Source organism: Pseudomonas libanensis (assembly GCF_001439685.1).
GTDB classification, from domain to species: Bacteria; Pseudomonadota; Gammaproteobacteria; order Pseudomonadales; family Pseudomonadaceae; genus Aquipseudomonas; species Aquipseudomonas libanensis.
The window spans coordinates 117,786-133,881 of sequence record NZ_JYLH01000013.1; the positions used below are offsets into that span (position 1 = coordinate 117,786).

A 16,096-nucleotide genomic window follows, 5' to 3' on the forward strand; every position below is an offset into this window, starting at 1 on the left:
GACGATGCACGAGATACCTAATCTCCCCTTCCCAAGCCTGCACCCAACTGAGCAGCCAACACCGCAGCAGGCCAGCGACAAGCAGCCTGAGGCCAAAGAAGCAAAACCAGTCGACCGCGAAAGCCAGGACTGACGCCGTACCAGACCGTGTGGAAAGCGCACCTTTGAGCGCTTTCCACACTGCCTGAATCACTCGAGACCTTCATCATGACCACCACCCTTCCCGATGCCCCGGACGCCGCCGTGCTCGACACTGCCTTGCAGATGGTCGAAATCTGGAACCGCCTCAGTGCAGACAAGCAGGCCGCATTGCTCAAGCGCTTCGGCACCCAGGAAAACGCCCTGGCGGCTTTGGTAACAACTCAACTGCTGGCCCCTGCCCAGGCTTGATGGGTTATTGATCTGACGTTTTACATTTTTTCCCGCCCTGCCCGGCCTGCGCGCCGGTATCATTAGCAGCCTATCTTTGCCTGCTGCGACAGTGGACCCTTCCCATGCCAGATTCCCAGCGACCCATGGCGGTCACGCTGCAAGTCGTCTCCATCGTGCTGTTTACCTTTATCGGCTATCTGAATATCGGCATTCCCCTGGCCGTGTTGCCAGGCTACGTCCATAGCCAGTTGGGCTATGGCGCGGTGATCGCCGGGCTGGTGATCAGCGTGCAATACCTGGCCACCCTGTTGAGCCGTCCCTATGCCGGCAAGATTATCGACAACCTGGGCAGCAAGCGCGCCGTGCTGATTGGCCTGGTGGGCTGCGGATTGAGCGGGGTGTTCATGTTGCTGGCAGCGTGGTTTTCCAGCCTGCCGGCGGTCAGCCTGGGCAGCCTGCTGATCGGTCGACTGGTGCTGGGCAGCGCTGAAAGCCTGGTGGGCTCGGGCGCGATTGGCTGGGGCATCGGCCGCGTCGGTGCGGCGAATACGGCCAAGGTCATCTCCTGGAACGGCATCGCCAGCTACGGCGCGCTGGCGGTCGGCGCACCGCTGGGGGTGCTGATGGTCAGCCATTTGGGACTGTGGAGCATGGGCGTCAGTATCATTCTGCTGGCAGTAGTGGGCGTGCTGCTGGCCTGGAAAAAGCAAGCGGCGCCAATTGTGCCTGGCGTCCGCTTGCCGTTCATGAATGTGCTGGGCCGGGTGCTGCCCCATGGTTGCGCGCTGGCGTTGGGCTCAATCGGCTTTGGCACCATCGCCACCTTTATCACCCTGTACTACAGCACCCAGCACTGGGACAACGCGGTGTGGGCCCTGAGCCTGTTCGGCGCCAGCTTTATCGGCGCACGCTTGCTGTTCGGCAACTTGATCAACCGCATTGGCGGCTTTCGGGTCGCGATTGCCTGCCTGTCGGTGGAAGTGCTCGGCCTGCTGCTGCTGTGGCTGGCGCCAGATGCCCAACTGGCGTTGGCAGGTGCGGCGTTGAGTGGCTTCGGCTTTTCCCTGGTGTTCCCGGCGCTGGGAGTGGAGGCAGTCAACCTGGTGCCGGCCTCCAGCCGTGGCTCGGCGGTGGGCGCCTATTCGCTGTTTATCGACTTGTCGCTGGGCATCACCGGACCGCTGGCTGGCGCCGTGGCGGCAGGTTTTGGCTTTGCGTCGATCTTCCTGTTCGCCGCCCTCGCCGCTGCAGCGGGCTTGCTGCTGAGCCTCTACCTGTACCGCCAGGCGCCCAAGGCCCGAGAAACACGCGACGCCTAGAAGTCGACCTTACCGCGTCCGGCCTTGATGCTGCCGCGCTTGGTCTTGGACTCCAGCCGGCGTTTCTTCGAGCCCAGGGTGGGCTTGGTCGGACGACGCTTTTTCTCGACCTTGGTGGCGCTCTGGATCAACTCCACCAAACGTTCCAGTGCATCGGCGCGGTTCTGTTCCTGGGTACGGTATTGCTGGGCCTTGAGCACCAGCACGCCTTCGCTGGTAATACGGCTGTCGCGCAACGCCAGCAGGCGCTCCTTGTAGAACGCCGGCAACGACGACGCGGGAATATCGAAGCGCAGGTGCACCGCACTCGAGACCTTATTGACGTTCTGCCCGCCGGCACCTTGGGCGCGAATGGCGGTCAGCTCGATCTCGGCATCGGGCAAGTGTACGTTGTTGGAAATCACCAGCATGGAAAGCGCGAGCCTTGGTAGGAGAGCTTAGAGATACGCCCCTTCAAGCCGAGCGCGGTCAAAAATGTGGGAGCGGGCTTGCTCGCTCCCACATTTAGCGCAGTATACGACCTTACTCCGCCGTCAAGGCCACCGCCGCCTCCGACTGCTGCGCCCGCTTGTTCTTGATCCAGTAACACCCCCCCATGAACGCCACCCACACCGGGATCGCATACACCGAGCGGTCAATGCCCGGAATCATCAGCATGGTGCCCAAAATAAACACCACGAACGCCACGCAGACGATGTTGCCATACGGGTACCACAGCGCCTTGAACAGCGGCACCTGACCGGTGCGGTTCATGTGCTGGCGGAACTTGAAGTGGGAGAAGCTGATCATCGCCCAGTTGATTACCAACGTGGCCACCACCAAAGACATCAGCAGTTCCAGCGCGTCATGGGGCATCAGGTAGTTCATCAGCACCGCCACCAGGGTGATCGCCGCCGAGGCCAGGATCGAACGCACCGGCACGCCGCGCTTGTCGATCTTCGCCAGGGCCTTGGGCGCATCGCCCTGCTCGGCCATGCCCAAGAGCATGCGGCTGTTGCAGTAGGTGCCGCTGTTGTACACCGACAACGCTGCGGTCAGCACCACGAAGTTGAGGATATGCGCGGCGGTGTTGCTGCCCAGCATCGAGAACACCTGCACGAATGGGCTACCGCTGTAGGCATCGCCGGACGCATTTAGGGTCGCCAGCAGGCTGTCCCATGGCGTGAGCGACAACAGCACCACCAGGGCGCCGATGTAGAAAATCAGGATGCGATAGATCACCTGATTGATCGCCTTGGGGATCACGGTACGAGGCTGGTCGGCTTCGGCCGCGGTAAAGCCGAGCATTTCCAGGCCGCCAAAGGAGAACATGATGATCGCCATGGCCATTACCAATCCGCCGACGCCATGGGGGAAGAAGCCGCCGTGGTCCCACAGGTTGCTGACCGAGGCTTGCGGGCCGCCGCTGCCGCTGACCAGCAGGTAGCTGCCCAGGGCGATCATGCCGACGATGGCCGCCACCTTGATGATCGCGAACCAGAACTCGGCTTCACCGAAGACCTTGACGTTGGCCAGGTTGATCACGTTGATCAGTACGAAGAAGGCCGCCGCAGACACCCAGGTCGGGATCTCCGGCCACCAGTAGTGCACGTACTTGCCGACGGCCGTCAGCTCCGACATGCCCACCAGGATGTACAGGATCCAGCAGTTCCAGCCCGACAAAAAGCCGGCGAAGCCACCCCAGTACTTGTGGGCAAAATGGCTGAAGGAACCGGCGACGGGCTCTTCGACGATCATTTCGCCGAGTTGGCGCATGATCATGAAGGCGATAAAGCCGCAGATGGCATAGCCCAGGATCATCGACGGGCCGGCGGACTTGAGCACCCCGGCCGAGCCCAGGAACAGGCCGGTGCCGATGGCGCCACCGAGGGCGATCAACTGGATATGCCGATTTTTCAGGCCGCGTTTCAGCTCGCCTGAAGAAGAATGGGGTTCACTCATGAAAAGGGTCTCACGCAAGGTTTGAGGATGTTGAATGCAGGTTGCTGCCTTGAATTACCGACTCAAGCAGCGCCGCTCAAACCCCAGCGCAGGCACCAGGAGTACAGCGTCTTTCTAACGGTCATGCGTCACCTGTTTGTTTTTATCTGTGACGAAATCGAACCCGTCCGGCTCGTGGCCAGGCGGAGTGATCAGGGCGAACAAACCCTGGGTCTTGGCCTTTTGCGTGGGTACGCAAGGGGGGTCACAGTAAAACGCGGCGCATTGTACACCGCTCGACGGCTTCGGGCCGAGCCTGCAAAGCGCCCGCGTCAAACTGGCAGATATTCCTTACGCGTTGGGCACAGGCTGAAATAGCAGGGAAATTCGTAAATTTATCGTTACATCATGGAAAACCTCCGTTACAGCCGGCTTTTACCCTCATCCACCAGAAAATTGTCGGTGAGGATTTTCCGGAGAATCGGTTCAGCCAATTCACTGTTTTGCTTGAATAAAAAAATCCGAAAAAAAACAGAAGAAAAAATCCAAATGAAACCGTGTCAATAAATTTTTTGCATTTTGAAACACTCTCTTCTAGGTTCCTTGCACTTGCCCGCGAAGCCCGCGGGCAAGCCGTTCTCAAACAACGTCCTCTAGGAGATCCACCATGCAAGCACTGGAAAAAGACCTGGAAACCGAACTGCAACTCGACGATTGGTTTGAAGCGCCGACCCATGAGGCCGCCGTTGAAATGATGCAAGCCGATGCCGTTGTGCCTTTTGGCACCGCGATGTGGCCTTTCTAATACCCGGCAGGCATCCGGCAGGTGCTGTGCACGGCACCTGCCCCCTTACCCAGGCACAGAAGGACACACGTCATGGACAAGGCCCGCGCCGTCGAACACTTTCTCTACTACCTCGCACACCACCCGGCCCTCAGCGGCCTGCATCGTCCCACCGTGCTGCTGGGTCATACCGAGCGCTACGACGCCATCGCCCAGACAATCACCCACGGTAGCGCCGCGCGCTTCAACTTCCAGCTGCAGCGCCTGGACCTGGCGCCCAGCGACACCCTGGTCAAGGCCATCGAAGCCTGCGACCTGTACCTGTTTCTCTACGACTCCTCGACCCTGCCCAACCCTCGCGCTGAAGGCCCTGACTTTATCCGCGCCCTGCACGGCGTGATGGCCGAGCACTGGAAGAAATCCCTGCTATTCAAGGATTATGGTGATTACTTCTACGACACCTTCAGCGTCGAACCGCAGCGCATCGCCGACCTTAACGCCACGCTGATCCGACGCATGTCCCAGGCCAATGTACTGAGCTTCACCGACAAGCACGGCTCGCGCCTGGAGGCGCCAATGAGCAGCATCAAAAAGTGGACCAATATCAACGGCGTCGGCAACCACGACCTGGCCCCCGGCGAAATCGCCACCCACAGCGAAGCCATCAACGGCCAGGTGCGGTTTGTCGGCACCTTCCTCAGCACCATTCCGTTTGCGCGCAAATACGGCGTGCTGCAATCACCGTTGGAGTTATGGATCGAGAACTCGACCATTTGCAGCGTAGCCAGCGAGGTGCCGGGGCTGGCGGATGATTTCAACAAATACCTGAATGCCAACCCATCGAACCGCCGGGTGGAGGAACTGGGCATTGGCACCAATGAAGGGGTCAAGGACTTGTATGCGCGCAACGCCGGGTTCGAGGAGCGCCATTGCGGGTTGCACCTGGGCCTGGGCGGCGGGCAGAAAGGCAGTCATCACCTGGATTTGATCTTTGCCAGTGGGGTGTTGGCGCTGGATGACAAGCCTGTGTTTGATGGCTCTTTTGCCTTCTGAACACAGGCCTCGAAAACACAGTTGATTGCATTTCAAATTTAGATCGAAAAAAAACGCCAACCCTAGGGTTGGCGTTTTTGTGCAGCGCTTAGCGCATCACTGCGGCTTCTTGCGACCAAAACCCGGACGCTGGCCGGAACCGGCCGGTGCACCGCGGCGCTTGCCCGATGGCTCATCGGCTACCAGTTTCGGCCCAGGGCGCTTGTTCGCCGCTGGCTTTGCTGGACGCTTGGTACTGGCGCTGTCGGCCGGGCGATCCGCTTCACCACGGTTGCTGCGACCACCGCTTGGCGCTTCGCCACGGGCAGGACGTGGTGTGCGGGGAGCACGCTCACCTTCCTGACGGGACGGTGCGGTAGGGCGACGCTCACCTTCGATCTGCGGCTCACGGGAGATACGACCGCCAGTGGCCGGTGCATTCAGCGCCGGGCGCAGGGTACGGGCCACGCGCTCGGTACGCGCTACTGGGCGCGAGGATTTACGCTGCATACGCTCAAGCTTGTCCTTGCTCTTGGCATTCATCTGCGGCATCGCGACCGGCGTCAGGCCGACTTCGGCGCTGAGGATGTCGACTTCGTACTGGCTCATTTCGCGCCAGCGGCCCATCGGCAGGTCGGAATTGAGGAACACCGGGCCGAAACGCACGCGCTTCAAGCGGCTGACCACCAGGCCCTGGGATTCCCACAGGCGACGCACTTCACGGTTGCGGCCTTCCATCACCACGCAGTGGTACCAGTGGTTGAAACCTTCACCGCCTGGGGCCTGCTTGATGTCGGTGAACTTGGCCGGGCCGTCTTCCAGCACCACGCCGGCCTTGAGGCGTTCGATCATCTCGTCATCGACTTCACCGCGTACACGCACAGCGTATTCACGGTCCATCTCGTAGGACGGGTGCATCAGGCGGTTAGCCAGTTCACCGTCGGTGGTGAACATCAGCAAGCCGGTGGTGTTGATGTCCAGGCGACCGATGTTGATCCAGCGGCCTTCTTTAGGCTTTGGCATCTTGTCGAACACGGTCGGACGGCCTTCCGGGTCGTCACGGGTGCAGATCTCGCCATCGGGCTTGTTGTACATGATCACGCGGCGCACCGATTCGGCAGCCTCTTCACGCTTGATCACCTTGCCATCGATGGTAATTGCATCGTGCAGGTCGACGCGCTGGCCGAGGGTGGCCTCGACGCCGTTGACCTTGATGCGCTTCTGGGTGATCCAGGCTTCAACGTCGCGGCGCGAGCCCACGCCGATACGCGCCAGCACCTTTTGCAGCTTTTCGCCTGCTGGGCCAATTTCCTGGCTGTCGTTCTGGTCTTGGTCATTCATCGTAAGCACCTCCCGGTGGGTCGATTCAGGCGTGGCCTGAAGGGTATTGAAAGCGGGGCCTTGGCCGAATAGGTCGGCAAGGGGTCGCGAATCATACGCGCATGGCGCGTGTTGCGCATCACAGACTAGTCGATAAAGCCCAAGTCATTTGCTTTTCCGCCGGCCGGTGGCGCCAAGGGCCAGCAATCGCAGCTCGGCTTCGGCCAATACCGTGCGCTTGTCGGCTTTATCGAGTTTTTTCCAGGCGCGGATTTCGCGCTTGCTGCGCCCGCAGCCGACGCAGATGTCGTCGCTGAACTTGCAAATGCTGATGCACGGGTCTTTGGTCGAACTCATACACTTCCCCAGGTGACGCTGATTAAATGTGGGAGCGGGCTTGCTCGCGAATGCGGTGGTTCAGTCAATGCATCTGCAAGCTGATACACCGCATTCGCGAGCAAGCCCGCTCCCACATGGGGTATTGCGGTGTTTGGAAATATCGGGTCAGTCTTCGAATTGGCGGCGTTCGTTCTCAATGGCTTCAGCCAGCGCCCGGGCTTCGTCCTCTTCGTCGCTCAGCGGCGGCTGTTCGAGGGCGGCGACGGCGGCCAGCAGTTTTTCCCGGGCATCGGCGACGCCGAGGATGTCTTCTTCGACTTCGGGCTCGGGTTCAACGTTCACCTCGGTCTGCGGCTCGTCGGCAGCATCGCGCAATAAATCGTCAAAGTCGGTCTTGATCCCCTGCTCCATATCGTCCAGCTCCAACAACAGCGTATGGAAACTGGTCTCGTCCTTGGGCTCCTCCGGCTCGGCACTAGCGTCGGCCAGTTCCTGCAGGCTGGCCGGCACCGGCGCGTCGTCGAAGTCGAGCACCGGCTCGGCTTCCATTTCGCGCAGTTCGGCAAGGGGCGGCAGGTCGTCGAGATTTTTCAGGTTGAAATGGTCGAGGAATACCTTGGTGGTGGCGAACATAGCCGGTTTACCCGGCACATCGCGGTAGCCGACGATGCGGATCCACTCGCGCTCCAGCAGGGTCTTGACGATATGGCTGTTGACCGCCACGCCACGCACATCCTCGATTTCGCCGCGGGTGATCGGCTGGCGATAGGCGATCAGTGCCATGGTTTCCAGCATTGCCCGGGAATAACGCTGGGGGCGTTCTTCCCACAAACGGCCGACCCACGGTGAAAACTTCTCACGGATCTGCAGGCGGTAACCCGACGCCACTTCGCGCAGTTCAAAGGCACGGCCCTCGCAGGACTTGCGCAGGATCTCCAGCGCCTTCTTGAAGACCGGCGGCTCCGGGCGTTCGGCTTCTTCAAAGAGTTCGAACAGGCGCTCCAAAGATTGCGGTTTGCCCGAGGCCAGGAGAAAGGCCTCCAGCAAGGGTGCCAGTTCGCGGGGTTCAGTCAGATTCATCGATTCAGCTCGTTATTCGGCTCGCGCCCGCACGTGGATAGCCGCAAAAGGCTCATTCTGGACCAGCTCCACCAAGGACTCCTTGACCAGTTCGAGGATCGCCATAAAGGTCACTACCACCCCAAGTCGCCCTTCTTCGGCAGTGAACAGCTCGACAAACGGCACAAACCCACCGCCCTTGAGACGCTCCAGTACATCGCTCATACGCTCGCGAGTGGACAGGGCTTCACGGCTGACCTGATGGCTTTCGAACATATCGCCACGGCGCAACACCTCGGCCATGGACATCAGCAATTCTTCCAGGCTCACATCCGGCAGCAATTTACGCGCACGCGCTTCGGGCGCATCGAGCTTGGGCACCACCACATCGCGGCCCACACGGCTCAGGTTGTCGATGCCTTCGGCAGCGGCCTTGAAGCGCTCGTATTCCTGCAGGCGGCGGATCAGCTCGGCGCGCGGGTCATCCTCTTCGGCTTCCACCGTTTCCGAGCGCGGCAGCAGCATGCGCGACTTGATCTCGGCGAGCATGGCGGCCATCACCAGGTACTCGGCAGCCAGCTCCAGGCGCACCGACTGCATCAGCTCGACATAACCCATGTACTGGCGGGTGATTTCCGCCACCGGGATGTCGAGGATATTGATGTTCTGCTTGCGGATCAGGTACAGCAGCAAGTCCAGCGGGCCTTCGAAGGCTTCAAGGAACACCTCCAGGGCATCCGGCGGGATATACAGGTCCAGGGGCATTTCCATGACCGCCTGGCCATATACCATGGCAAACGGCAGTTCCTGCTGGGCGCCGGCCTGGGGGTCAGCGGTTTCCACGGCCGACATTCAGGCCTCGACCATAAACGGGGTCGGGTCGCCACAACCCACGCGCACCACCTCCGGTTCGCCATCGGCGAGGTTGATCACCGTGGAAGCCTTGTTGCCGCCATAACCGCCGTCGATGATCAGGTCGACATGTTTTTCCAGCAGCCGGCGCATTTCGTAAGGGTCATACAGCGGCTCGGTTTCACCGGGCAGGATCAACGACACGCTCATCAGCGGTTCACCCAGCTCGGCCAACAAAGCCAGGGCTATCGGATGCTCCGGCACACGCAGGCCGATGGTGCGTTTCTTCGGATGCAGCAACAACCGCGGCACTTCGCGGGTGGCGTTGAGAATAAAAGTGTAGGGCCCCGGCGTGTGGGCCTTGAGCAGGCGGAAGGTGCCGGTATCGACCTTGGCGAACAGCCCCAGTTGGGACAAGTCGCTGCAGATCAGCGCAAAGTTGTGCTTGTCATCCAGTTGGCGCAGGCGCCTGACGCGCTCGACCGCGCCCTTGTCGCCGATCTGGCAACCAATGGCATAGGACGAATCAGTCGGGTAGATCACCACGCCGCCGGCACGGATGATCTCTACGGCCTGCTTGATCAGGCGCGCTTGCGGGTTTTCCGGATGAATCTGGAAGAATTGACTCACGTGTTCTACCTGTTCAGACGGTGGCAATAATGGGGTCATGCTTGAATCGCCCCCACAACAGCGGCAAGTCTTCCGGGACCTGGCGATACTCGCCAATCTCGGACCAGCCGCCTGGGCCATGGAAATCACTGCCGGCACTGACCAGCAGACCAAATTCGCGGGCAAGAATCGCCAGGCTGCCGACCTGTTCGGCAGGTTGATGCCCGTTGACCACTTCGATCGCGTGGCCGCCCGCTCCAATATAGTCGCTGATCAGCTTGCGACGCTTACTGCGGGTGAAATCGTAATGCCAGGGATGCGCCAGGCTGACCCACGCCCCGGAGGCCCGCAGGGTCTCGACGGTGTCTTCAAGGGTCGGCCAATGCAGCTTCACATCGCCCAGCTTGCCGGCGCCCAGCCATTTGCGAAAGGCCTCGGCGCGATCCTTGACATAGCCTTCACGTACCATCCAGTCGGCAAAGTGCGGACGGGCCGGTGCATTGCCACTGTCACCCAGCTCCTGCTGGATGGCGCGGGCACCGTCCAGGGCACCGGGCATGCCTTTAAGGCTGAGCTTGCGGCTTATTTCTTCGGACCGCAGCCAGCGGCCATCGTGCAATTGGGCGATGGCGGCTACAAGGGGTGGGGCATGCTGGTCGAAGCCGTAGCCGAGCACATGGATGGTGGCACCGCCCCAGGTGCACGACAATTCCACGCCGTTGACCAACTGCATGCCCAGGGAATGGGCGGCTTCGCGGGCTTCATCGAGGCCCTCGAGGGTGTCATGGTCGGTCAACGACAGGACTCGCACGCCTTTTTCAAACGCTCGCGCAACCAGTACCGCGGGCGCCAGGGCGCCGTCGGAGGCCGTGCTGTGGCAGTGCAAATCAACATTCACGTGGGTATGTAACCTCAAGTCAGCTGGCGCTATCGCAACCAAGGATGTTTGTTATTATGCCGCCACATCCAGCTTCTGGCTCTTACTGTGAAACAATTCATCGACTTCATCCCGCTGTTGCTGTTCTTCATCGTTACCAAACTCGACCCCAGGGTCATCGAAATCGCCGGTCACGAGCTGTCGTTCGGCGGCATCTACAGCGCCACCGCGGTACTGATCATCAGCTCCATCGTGGTCTACGGCGCCATCTTCATCTCCCAGCGCAAGCTGGAAAAAAGCCAATGGCTCACGCTCATCGCCTGCCTGGTCTTCGGCGGCCTGACCCTGGCGTTCCACAGCGAAACCTTCCTTAAATGGAAAGCCCCGGTGGTCAACTGGCTGTTCGCGCTGGTGTTTATCGGCAGTCACTTTATCGGTGACCGCCTGCTGATCAAGCGCATCATGGGCCATGCGCTGACCTTGCCGGAACCGGTATGGGTGCGCCTGAACGTGGCCTGGATCGTGTTTTTCCTGTTCTGCGGTGCCGCCAACCTGTTCGTGGCATTTACCTTCCAGGACTACTGGGTCGACTTCAAAGTGTTCGGCAGCCTGGGCATGACCGTATTGTTCCTGATCGGCCAGGGTATCTACCTGTCGCGTCACCTGCATGACACCGCCCCTACCACGCCGAAAACCGAGGACTGACATGCTCTACGCCATCATTGCCACTGACGTTGCCAACTCGCTGGAAAAACGCCTGAGCGTGCGCCCGGCCCACCTGGAACGCCTTAAAGTGCTGCAGGCCGAAGGCCGTCTGGTGTTGGCCGGCCCGCACCCGGCAGTCGAAAGCATTGACCCTGGCGCGGCCGGTTTCACCGGTAGCCTGGTCGTTGCCGAGTTTGCCTCCCTGGCCGACGCCAAGGCCTGGGCCGATGCTGACCCGTATGTGGCGGCAGGTGTCTACGCCGAAGTCGTGATCAAGCCGTTCAAGCAAGTCCTGCCTTGAGCCCGGCGGCGCCGAACCAAATCGGTTCGGCGCACTGCCAATGGCTCATTATTCCCGGTGACCTGCCGACAACGTTCTGAATATTCGTGTGGAATCAGGAGTTCCGATGCGCTTACGTCCGTTGTGTCTGTTGGCAGTATTAACGATCGGGGCTACGGCCCACGCTGAAGAGCCCTTGTCCTTGAGTGCCGACGCCCAGGTCACCGAGTTGCAGCAACGTTTGAAAGAAAGCGAACGCCAGCGTGAAGCACTGGGCAAGCAACTGCAAAGCGCAGACGCTGCCCGCGAAAGCGCCCAACTGAGTCGCCTGCGCCAGGAGAACCAACGTCTGGCCCAGCAACTCAAAGAGACACAGGGCGGCGCCTTGACCCGCTGGCTGACCGAACAGCAGCAGTGGTTCGTCATCGGCGCGGCCGTTGCGCTGATCGCCCTACTGTGTGGGATCTTCGCCAGCGGTGGGCACCGTCGCCGTCGACAATGGCTAAATTGAGTGAGTCATGAGCGAGCTGTTACTGATAGATGATGACCAGGAGCTCTGTGAGCTGCTGACCAGTTGGTTGAGCCAGGAAGGTTTTCAGGTGCGCGCCTGCCACGACGGCTTGAGCGCTCGCAAAGCCTTGGCCGAAGCCGCCCCGGCGGCGGTGGTGCTTGATGTGATGCTGCCCGACGGCAGCGGCCTGGAACTGCTCAAGCAATTGCGCAACGACCACCCGGAGCTGCCGGTACTGATGCTCTCGGCCCGGGGCGAACCCCTGGACCGCATCCTCGGCCTGGAGCTGGGAGCCGACGACTACCTGGCCAAGCCCTGCGATCCACGCGAATTGACGGCGCGCCTGCGCGCGGTATTGCGCCGCAGCCACCCGGCCGCGGTGTCGACCCAGCTGGAACTGGGCGACCTGTGCTTCAGCCCGGTGCGCGGCGTGGTCAGCATCGATGAACAGGAATTCACCCTCACTGTTTCCGAAAGTCGCCTGCTCGAAGCCCTGTTGCGCCAACCCGGCGAGCCTTTGGACAAACAGGAACTGGCGCAGATTGCCCTGGGCCGCAAGCTGACCCTCTACGATCGCAGCCTGGACATGCACGTCAGCAACCTGCGCAAGAAAATCGGCCCGCACCCGGATGGTCGGCCACGGATCGTCGCGTTGCGCAGTCGCGGGTACTACTACAGCCTCTAGAGGCAGCCTTACCAAATCTTTACCCTCTGCTGACGGCGGCTGACCTTGATCTCCCTAATCTACTCACATCCGGACTCACCGGAATAGAGACAGGAGAATCACCATGCGCAAGACCCTTATCGCTTTGATGCTCGCCGCTGCCCTGCCTACCGTCGCCATGGCCATGCCAGAAGGCCCGGGCCCAATGGGCGAACCTTCCGGCCACATGATGGGTGGCCCGGGCCACGGCGGTGAACATGGTCCGCGTGGCAAGGGTGGCCCGTTCAGCCAACTGGACCTGAGCAAGGAACAACGCGAACAGATCCGCAAGCTCATGGGTGACCAATGGCACGCTCGCAAAGACCTGGTCAAGAAGTACCTGGACAAACTGCCGGCCGCCGACCAGAAAGCCATGCAGGATGAAATCGCCGCCGGCAAGCAGAAAACCCAGGCCGATATCCGTGCCGTGCTCAAGCCCGACCAACAGAAGCAATACGACGAGATCGTCAAGAAGCAAACCGAGCGCCGCGCCGAGTGGAAGGAATTCCAGGCCTGGAAAGCCCAGCAAGCGCAAAAAGCGCAATAATGCGCGGGGCGTAATGCCTACAGCCCAGTGGTTCACGCCGCTGGGCTTTTCCTGTTTGAGGGTTTCCTGTGCGTTCATTGTTCTGGCGTATCCTGGCGAGTTTCTGGCTGGCCATCGCCCTGGTTGCCGGCTTGTCGATCCTGCTCGGGCATATGCTCAACCAGGACGCCTGGATTCTCAGCCGCCACCCCGGCCTCAACAACTTGGCGCAGGAGTGGACCCAACTCTACGAAGCCCAGGGCGAAGACGCTGCCCAGGACTTGCTGCAACAACGCAAACGCCAGTACCACATCGACGTGCAAGTGCTCAATGAAAGCGGCGAGCCGGTGGTGCGCGGCACCTTCCCGCGCCGCGCCGCCGCCTTCGAGGCCCGGCAGAATGACAGCCAGGACGGCCACCTGCCCTGGCGGCGCCTGACGGCCGAGTACACCAGCGACAAAACCGGCGACACCTACCTGTTGATCTACCGCATTCCTCACCCCGAGCTGGATGCCTGGCACCGTAGCAGCCTGCTGTGGCCGTTCAGTGCCCTGGCGATTGCCCTGGTGGTGCTGACCCTGTTCAGCCTGTTGGTGACGCTGTCGATCACCCGCCCGCTCAGCCGCTTGCGTGGCGCAGTGCATGACCTGGGGCAAGCCACCTATCAGCAAAACAGCCTGGCGCAATTGGCCAATCGGCGTGATGAGTTCGGTGTGTTGGCCACCGACTTCAACCGCATGGGTGCGCGCCTGCAAAGCCTGATCGGCAGCCAGCGCCAGTTGCTGCGTGACGTGTCCCACGAGCTGCGCTCGCCGCTGGCGCGCTTGCGGATCGCCCTGGCCCTGGCCGAACGCGCCAGCCCCGAGGAGCGGGAGAAACTCTGGCCACGCCTGACCCGCGAATGCGACCGCCTGGAAGCCTTGATCAGCGAGATCCTGGTACTGGCGCGGGTCGATGCCGACAACGCCAGCGCCGAAGACATCGACCTCAACCCGCTGCTCAAGACCCTGCAAAAGGACGCCCAACTCGGCGCGCCGGACCAGATGGTGCACCTCACCACCGAAGCCGACCTGCACCTCAAAGGCTGGCCGACCATGATCGAACGCGCCGTGGATAACCTGCTGCGCAATGCCCAACGCTTCAACCCCGTCGGCCAACCGATCGAATTGCAGGCCCAGCACCAAGGCGGGCGCATTCTGATCAGCGTGCGTGACCACGGCCCAGGCGTTGAAGCCGAGCACCTGAGCCAGCTGGGCGAGCCGTTCTACCGCGCCCCCGGCCAGGTTGCCCAGGGCCATGGGCTGGGGCTGGCCATCGCCCGTCGCGCCGCCGAGCGCCATGGCGGCAACCTGATCCTGGCCAATCACCCTGACGGCGGTTTTGTCGCCAGTATCGACCTGCCGCTGGAACCCGGCGTTGTCACAGCCGTGTGAAGATCTTCTATAGTGGCCCTTCTCTTACGGAGGGCTTTTGATGACTGACCTGCTGACTCCCATCCAAGCCGCACTCGATTTACCACACGCAGCCATAGCCATGACCGAAACCGGGGCCCTGCCCTCGGCCTTCGCCGTCACCGACCTGGCCGCTGCCAGCATCGGCGCCGCCGGCCAGGCCATCGCCCAGTTGATCCAGCAGCAGACCGGGCGCTTGCCCAACGTCAGTGTGGACCGGCGCCTGGCCTCCTTGTGGTTCTCTTCTTCAATTCGCCCGGTGGGTTGGCAAGTGCCGCCGCTGTGGGACCCGGTGGCCGGCGACTACGCCTGCGCCGATGGCTGGATTCGCTTGCACACCAACGCGCCCCATCACCGTGCCGCGGCCGAGCGGGTGCTGGGGCCTGTGGCCGACCGCGCCGAAATGGCAATCAAAGTCGCGGCATGGAACGCTGCCGAGCTGGAACAGGCCATTGTCGACGCCGGTGGTTGTGCCGCGCAGATGCGTGAGTGGCAAGCCTGGCAGCAGCATCCGCAAGGCTTGGCAGTGAATGCCGAAGAGCTGGTACAGCGCCAGGTTTTCGAAAGCCGCACCGACAAACCCTGGCTCGGTTCGCCTGCGCGCCCGCTGGCCGGTATCAAGGTGCTGGACTTGACCCGCGTATTGGCCGGCCCGGTGGCCAGTCGTTTCCTCGCCGGGTTGGGGGCCGATGTACTGCGCATCGATTCGCCGACCTGGAACGAGCCCGGCGTGGTGCCGGAAATGACCTTGGGCAAGCGCTGCGCACGCCTTGACTTGAAAAGCCCGGAAGGCCGGCAGGTATTCGAAGCCTTGCTCAAGGATGCTGACGTGCTGTTCCACGGTTACCGCGCCGATGCACTGGAACGATTGGGCTACACCCCCGGCGAACGACAAGACCTCGCCCCCGGGCTGATCGACGTCAGCCTCAACGCCTACGGCTGGAGCGGCCCGTGGCGCAACCGTCGCGGCTTCGACAGCCTGGTGCAGATGAGCAGCGGCATTGCCGAGGCAGGCATGGCCTGGAAGCAGGCGGATAAGCCCGTGCCGCTGCCGGTGCAGGCGCTGGATCACGCTACCGGTTACCTGATGGCTGCCAGTGCGATCCGGGCGTTGGGCGAACGCCTGGCATCCGGCCGCGGTGGCTCGGCGCGGTTGTCATTGGCGCGTACGGCGAAGTTGCTGGTGGATGCGGGACAAGTGCCGGAACAAGCGGCGTTGCGTGCCGAAGATCCACGCGATCAAGGGCTGGTGGTGGAGCAGACAGCATGGGGGCAGGCCCATCGATTGTTGGCGCCGCTGAGCATCAGTGGCACGCCGTTACAGTGGGATTTGCCGGCGGGGGAATTGGGCGCGCACCGGCCTCAGTGGTGAACTGAAGACCGCCATCGGGGGCAAGCCCCCTCCCACATTTGATTTGTGAATAAATTCAAAAGTGG

Annotated in this window: 19 protein-coding genes; 11 read left to right on the plus strand and 8 right to left on the minus strand. The window is 61.6% G+C overall.

Features of this window, described 5'->3' with window-relative positions; genetic code table 11:
* Positions 1-207 precede the first annotated feature (207 nt).
* Positions 208-390: a hypothetical protein gene (locus TU73_RS20045; protein ID WP_057013682.1), complete on the plus strand. Its 183-nt coding sequence runs from the start codon at positions 208-210 to the stop codon at positions 388-390.
* Positions 391-494: 104 nt separating this feature from the next.
* Positions 495-1,691, plus strand: a complete 1,197-nt coding sequence (locus TU73_RS20050) for an MFS transporter (RefSeq protein ID WP_057013683.1) — start codon at positions 495-497, stop codon at positions 1,689-1,691.
* Here the strand turns inward: TU73_RS20050 and arfB are convergent.
* Both arfB and TU73_RS20060 read right to left on the minus strand, forming a co-directional pair.
* Positions 1,688-2,101, minus strand: coding sequence for an alternative ribosome rescue aminoacyl-tRNA hydrolase ArfB (gene arfB, locus TU73_RS20055; RefSeq protein ID WP_057013684.1), 414 nt, complete (start codon positions 2,099-2,101; stop codon positions 1,688-1,690). The genes TU73_RS20050 and arfB overlap by 4 nt on opposite strands.
* A gap of 112 nt (positions 2,102-2,213) precedes the next feature.
* Entirely contained in the window at positions 2,214-3,632 is a 1,419-nt protein-coding gene (locus TU73_RS20060) for an amino acid permease (RefSeq protein ID WP_057013685.1), read from the minus strand.
* A gap of 646 nt (positions 3,633-4,278) precedes the next feature.
* Between TU73_RS20060 and TU73_RS29190 the strand changes: the two genes are divergently transcribed.
* Both TU73_RS29190 and TU73_RS20070 read left to right on the plus strand, forming a co-directional pair.
* Positions 4,279-4,416, plus strand: a complete 138-nt coding sequence (locus TU73_RS29190; RefSeq protein WP_003237751.1) for a hypothetical protein — start codon at positions 4,279-4,281, stop codon at positions 4,414-4,416.
* Positions 4,417-4,488: 72 nt separating this feature from the next.
* On the plus strand, positions 4,489-5,448 hold the full coding sequence (locus tag TU73_RS20070; protein ID WP_057013686.1) for a CgnE/CgnB domain-containing protein: 960 nt from the start codon (positions 4,489-4,491) through the stop codon (positions 5,446-5,448).
* Between the two features lie 96 nt (positions 5,449-5,544).
* Here TU73_RS20070 and rluB read toward each other — a convergent pair whose 3' ends face one another.
* The 6 genes from rluB to TU73_RS20100 all read right to left on the minus strand — a co-directional run bounded on the left by rluB (position 5,545) and on the right by TU73_RS20100 (position 10,504).
* Positions 5,545-6,768, minus strand: a complete 1,224-nt coding sequence (gene rluB, locus TU73_RS20075; RefSeq protein WP_057013687.1) for a 23S rRNA pseudouridine(2605) synthase RluB — start codon at positions 6,766-6,768, stop codon at positions 5,545-5,547.
* A 144-nt stretch (positions 6,769-6,912) separates the two neighbouring features.
* A complete protein-coding gene (locus TU73_RS20080; RefSeq protein ID WP_025858413.1) occupies positions 6,913-7,104 on the minus strand; it encodes a DUF1289 domain-containing protein in 192 nt (63 codons plus the stop codon).
* A gap of 147 nt (positions 7,105-7,251) precedes the next feature.
* On the minus strand, positions 7,252-8,166 hold the full coding sequence (scpB, locus tag TU73_RS20085) for an SMC-Scp complex subunit ScpB (RefSeq protein ID WP_057013688.1): 915 nt from the start codon (positions 8,164-8,166) through the stop codon (positions 7,252-7,254).
* A 12-nt stretch (positions 8,167-8,178) separates the two neighbouring features.
* Positions 8,179-8,877 carry a segregation and condensation protein A gene (locus TU73_RS20090; RefSeq protein WP_172833438.1) on the minus strand — a complete coding sequence of 233 codons (699 nt, stop codon included), beginning with the start codon at positions 8,875-8,877 and terminating at the stop codon, positions 8,179-8,181.
* A 120-nt stretch (positions 8,878-8,997) separates the two neighbouring features.
* Positions 8,998-9,627, minus strand: coding sequence for an L-threonylcarbamoyladenylate synthase (locus tag TU73_RS20095; protein WP_034115727.1), 630 nt, complete (start codon positions 9,625-9,627; stop codon positions 8,998-9,000).
* Between the two features lie 13 nt (positions 9,628-9,640).
* Complete coding sequence (locus tag TU73_RS20100; protein ID WP_043049067.1) at positions 9,641-10,504, minus strand: PHP domain-containing protein; 864 nt, start codon at positions 10,502-10,504, stop codon at positions 9,641-9,643.
* 87 nt (positions 10,505-10,591) lie between these two features.
* Here TU73_RS20100 and TU73_RS20105 point away from each other — a divergent pair, with 87 nt between their 5' ends.
* The 7 genes from TU73_RS20105 to TU73_RS20135 all read left to right on the plus strand — a co-directional run bounded on the left by TU73_RS20105 (position 10,592) and on the right by TU73_RS20135 (position 16,031).
* Positions 10,592-11,188 (plus strand): septation protein A, encoded by a 597-nt coding sequence (locus TU73_RS20105; RefSeq protein ID WP_005790819.1) that lies wholly within the window; start codon positions 10,592-10,594, stop codon positions 11,186-11,188.
* Between the two features lies 1 nt (position 11,189).
* Positions 11,190-11,489, plus strand: coding sequence for a YciI family protein (locus TU73_RS20110; RefSeq protein WP_057013689.1), 300 nt, complete (start codon positions 11,190-11,192; stop codon positions 11,487-11,489).
* Positions 11,490-11,595: 106 nt separating this feature from the next.
* Complete coding sequence (locus tag TU73_RS20115; protein WP_057013690.1) at positions 11,596-11,979, plus strand: SH3 domain-containing protein; 384 nt, start codon at positions 11,596-11,598, stop codon at positions 11,977-11,979.
* A 7-nt stretch (positions 11,980-11,986) separates the two neighbouring features.
* A complete protein-coding gene (locus tag TU73_RS20120) occupies positions 11,987-12,664 on the plus strand; it encodes a response regulator transcription factor (RefSeq protein WP_057013691.1) in 678 nt (225 codons plus the stop codon).
* Positions 12,665-12,767: 103 nt separating this feature from the next.
* Entirely contained in the window at positions 12,768-13,229 is a 462-nt protein-coding gene (locus TU73_RS20125) for an LTXXQ domain protein (RefSeq protein ID WP_057013692.1), read from the plus strand.
* A 68-nt stretch (positions 13,230-13,297) separates the two neighbouring features.
* Entirely contained in the window at positions 13,298-14,641 is a 1,344-nt protein-coding gene (locus TU73_RS20130; protein WP_057013693.1) for a sensor histidine kinase, read from the plus strand.
* A 40-nt stretch (positions 14,642-14,681) separates the two neighbouring features.
* Positions 14,682-16,031, plus strand: coding sequence for a CoA transferase (locus tag TU73_RS20135; RefSeq protein ID WP_057013694.1), 1,350 nt, complete (start codon positions 14,682-14,684; stop codon positions 16,029-16,031).
* Positions 16,032-16,096: the final 65 nt, after the last annotated feature.

Coding starts and splice junctions, on each gene's coding strand:
- TU73_RS20045 (WP_057013682.1), top strand. CDS start 208: ATGACCACCACCCTTCCCGATGCCCCGGACGCCGCCGTGCTCGACACT.
- TU73_RS20050 (WP_057013683.1), top strand. CDS start 495: ATGCCAGATTCCCAGCGACCCATGGCGGTCACGCTGCAAGTCGTCTCC.
- arfB (WP_057013684.1), bottom strand. CDS start 2,101: ATGCTGGTGATTTCCAACAACGTACACTTGCCCGATGCCGAGATCGAG.
- TU73_RS20060 (WP_057013685.1), bottom strand. CDS start 3,632: ATGAGTGAACCCCATTCTTCTTCAGGCGAGCTGAAACGCGGCCTGAAA.
- TU73_RS29190 (WP_003237751.1), top strand. CDS start 4,279: ATGCAAGCACTGGAAAAAGACCTGGAAACCGAACTGCAACTCGACGAT.
- TU73_RS20070 (WP_057013686.1), top strand. CDS start 4,489: ATGGACAAGGCCCGCGCCGTCGAACACTTTCTCTACTACCTCGCACAC.
- rluB (WP_057013687.1), bottom strand. CDS start 6,768: ATGAATGACCAAGACCAGAACGACAGCCAGGAAATTGGCCCAGCAGGC.
- TU73_RS20080 (WP_025858413.1), bottom strand. CDS start 7,104: ATGAGTTCGACCAAAGACCCGTGCATCAGCATTTGCAAGTTCAGCGAC.
- scpB (WP_057013688.1), bottom strand. CDS start 8,166: ATGAATCTGACTGAACCCCGCGAACTGGCACCCTTGCTGGAGGCCTTT.
- TU73_RS20110 (WP_057013689.1), top strand. CDS start 11,190: ATGCTCTACGCCATCATTGCCACTGACGTTGCCAACTCGCTGGAAAAA.
- TU73_RS20115 (WP_057013690.1), top strand. CDS start 11,596: ATGCGCTTACGTCCGTTGTGTCTGTTGGCAGTATTAACGATCGGGGCT.
- TU73_RS20120 (WP_057013691.1), top strand. CDS start 11,987: ATGAGCGAGCTGTTACTGATAGATGATGACCAGGAGCTCTGTGAGCTG.
- TU73_RS20125 (WP_057013692.1), top strand. CDS start 12,768: ATGCGCAAGACCCTTATCGCTTTGATGCTCGCCGCTGCCCTGCCTACC.
- TU73_RS20135 (WP_057013694.1), top strand. CDS start 14,682: ATGACTGACCTGCTGACTCCCATCCAAGCCGCACTCGATTTACCACAC.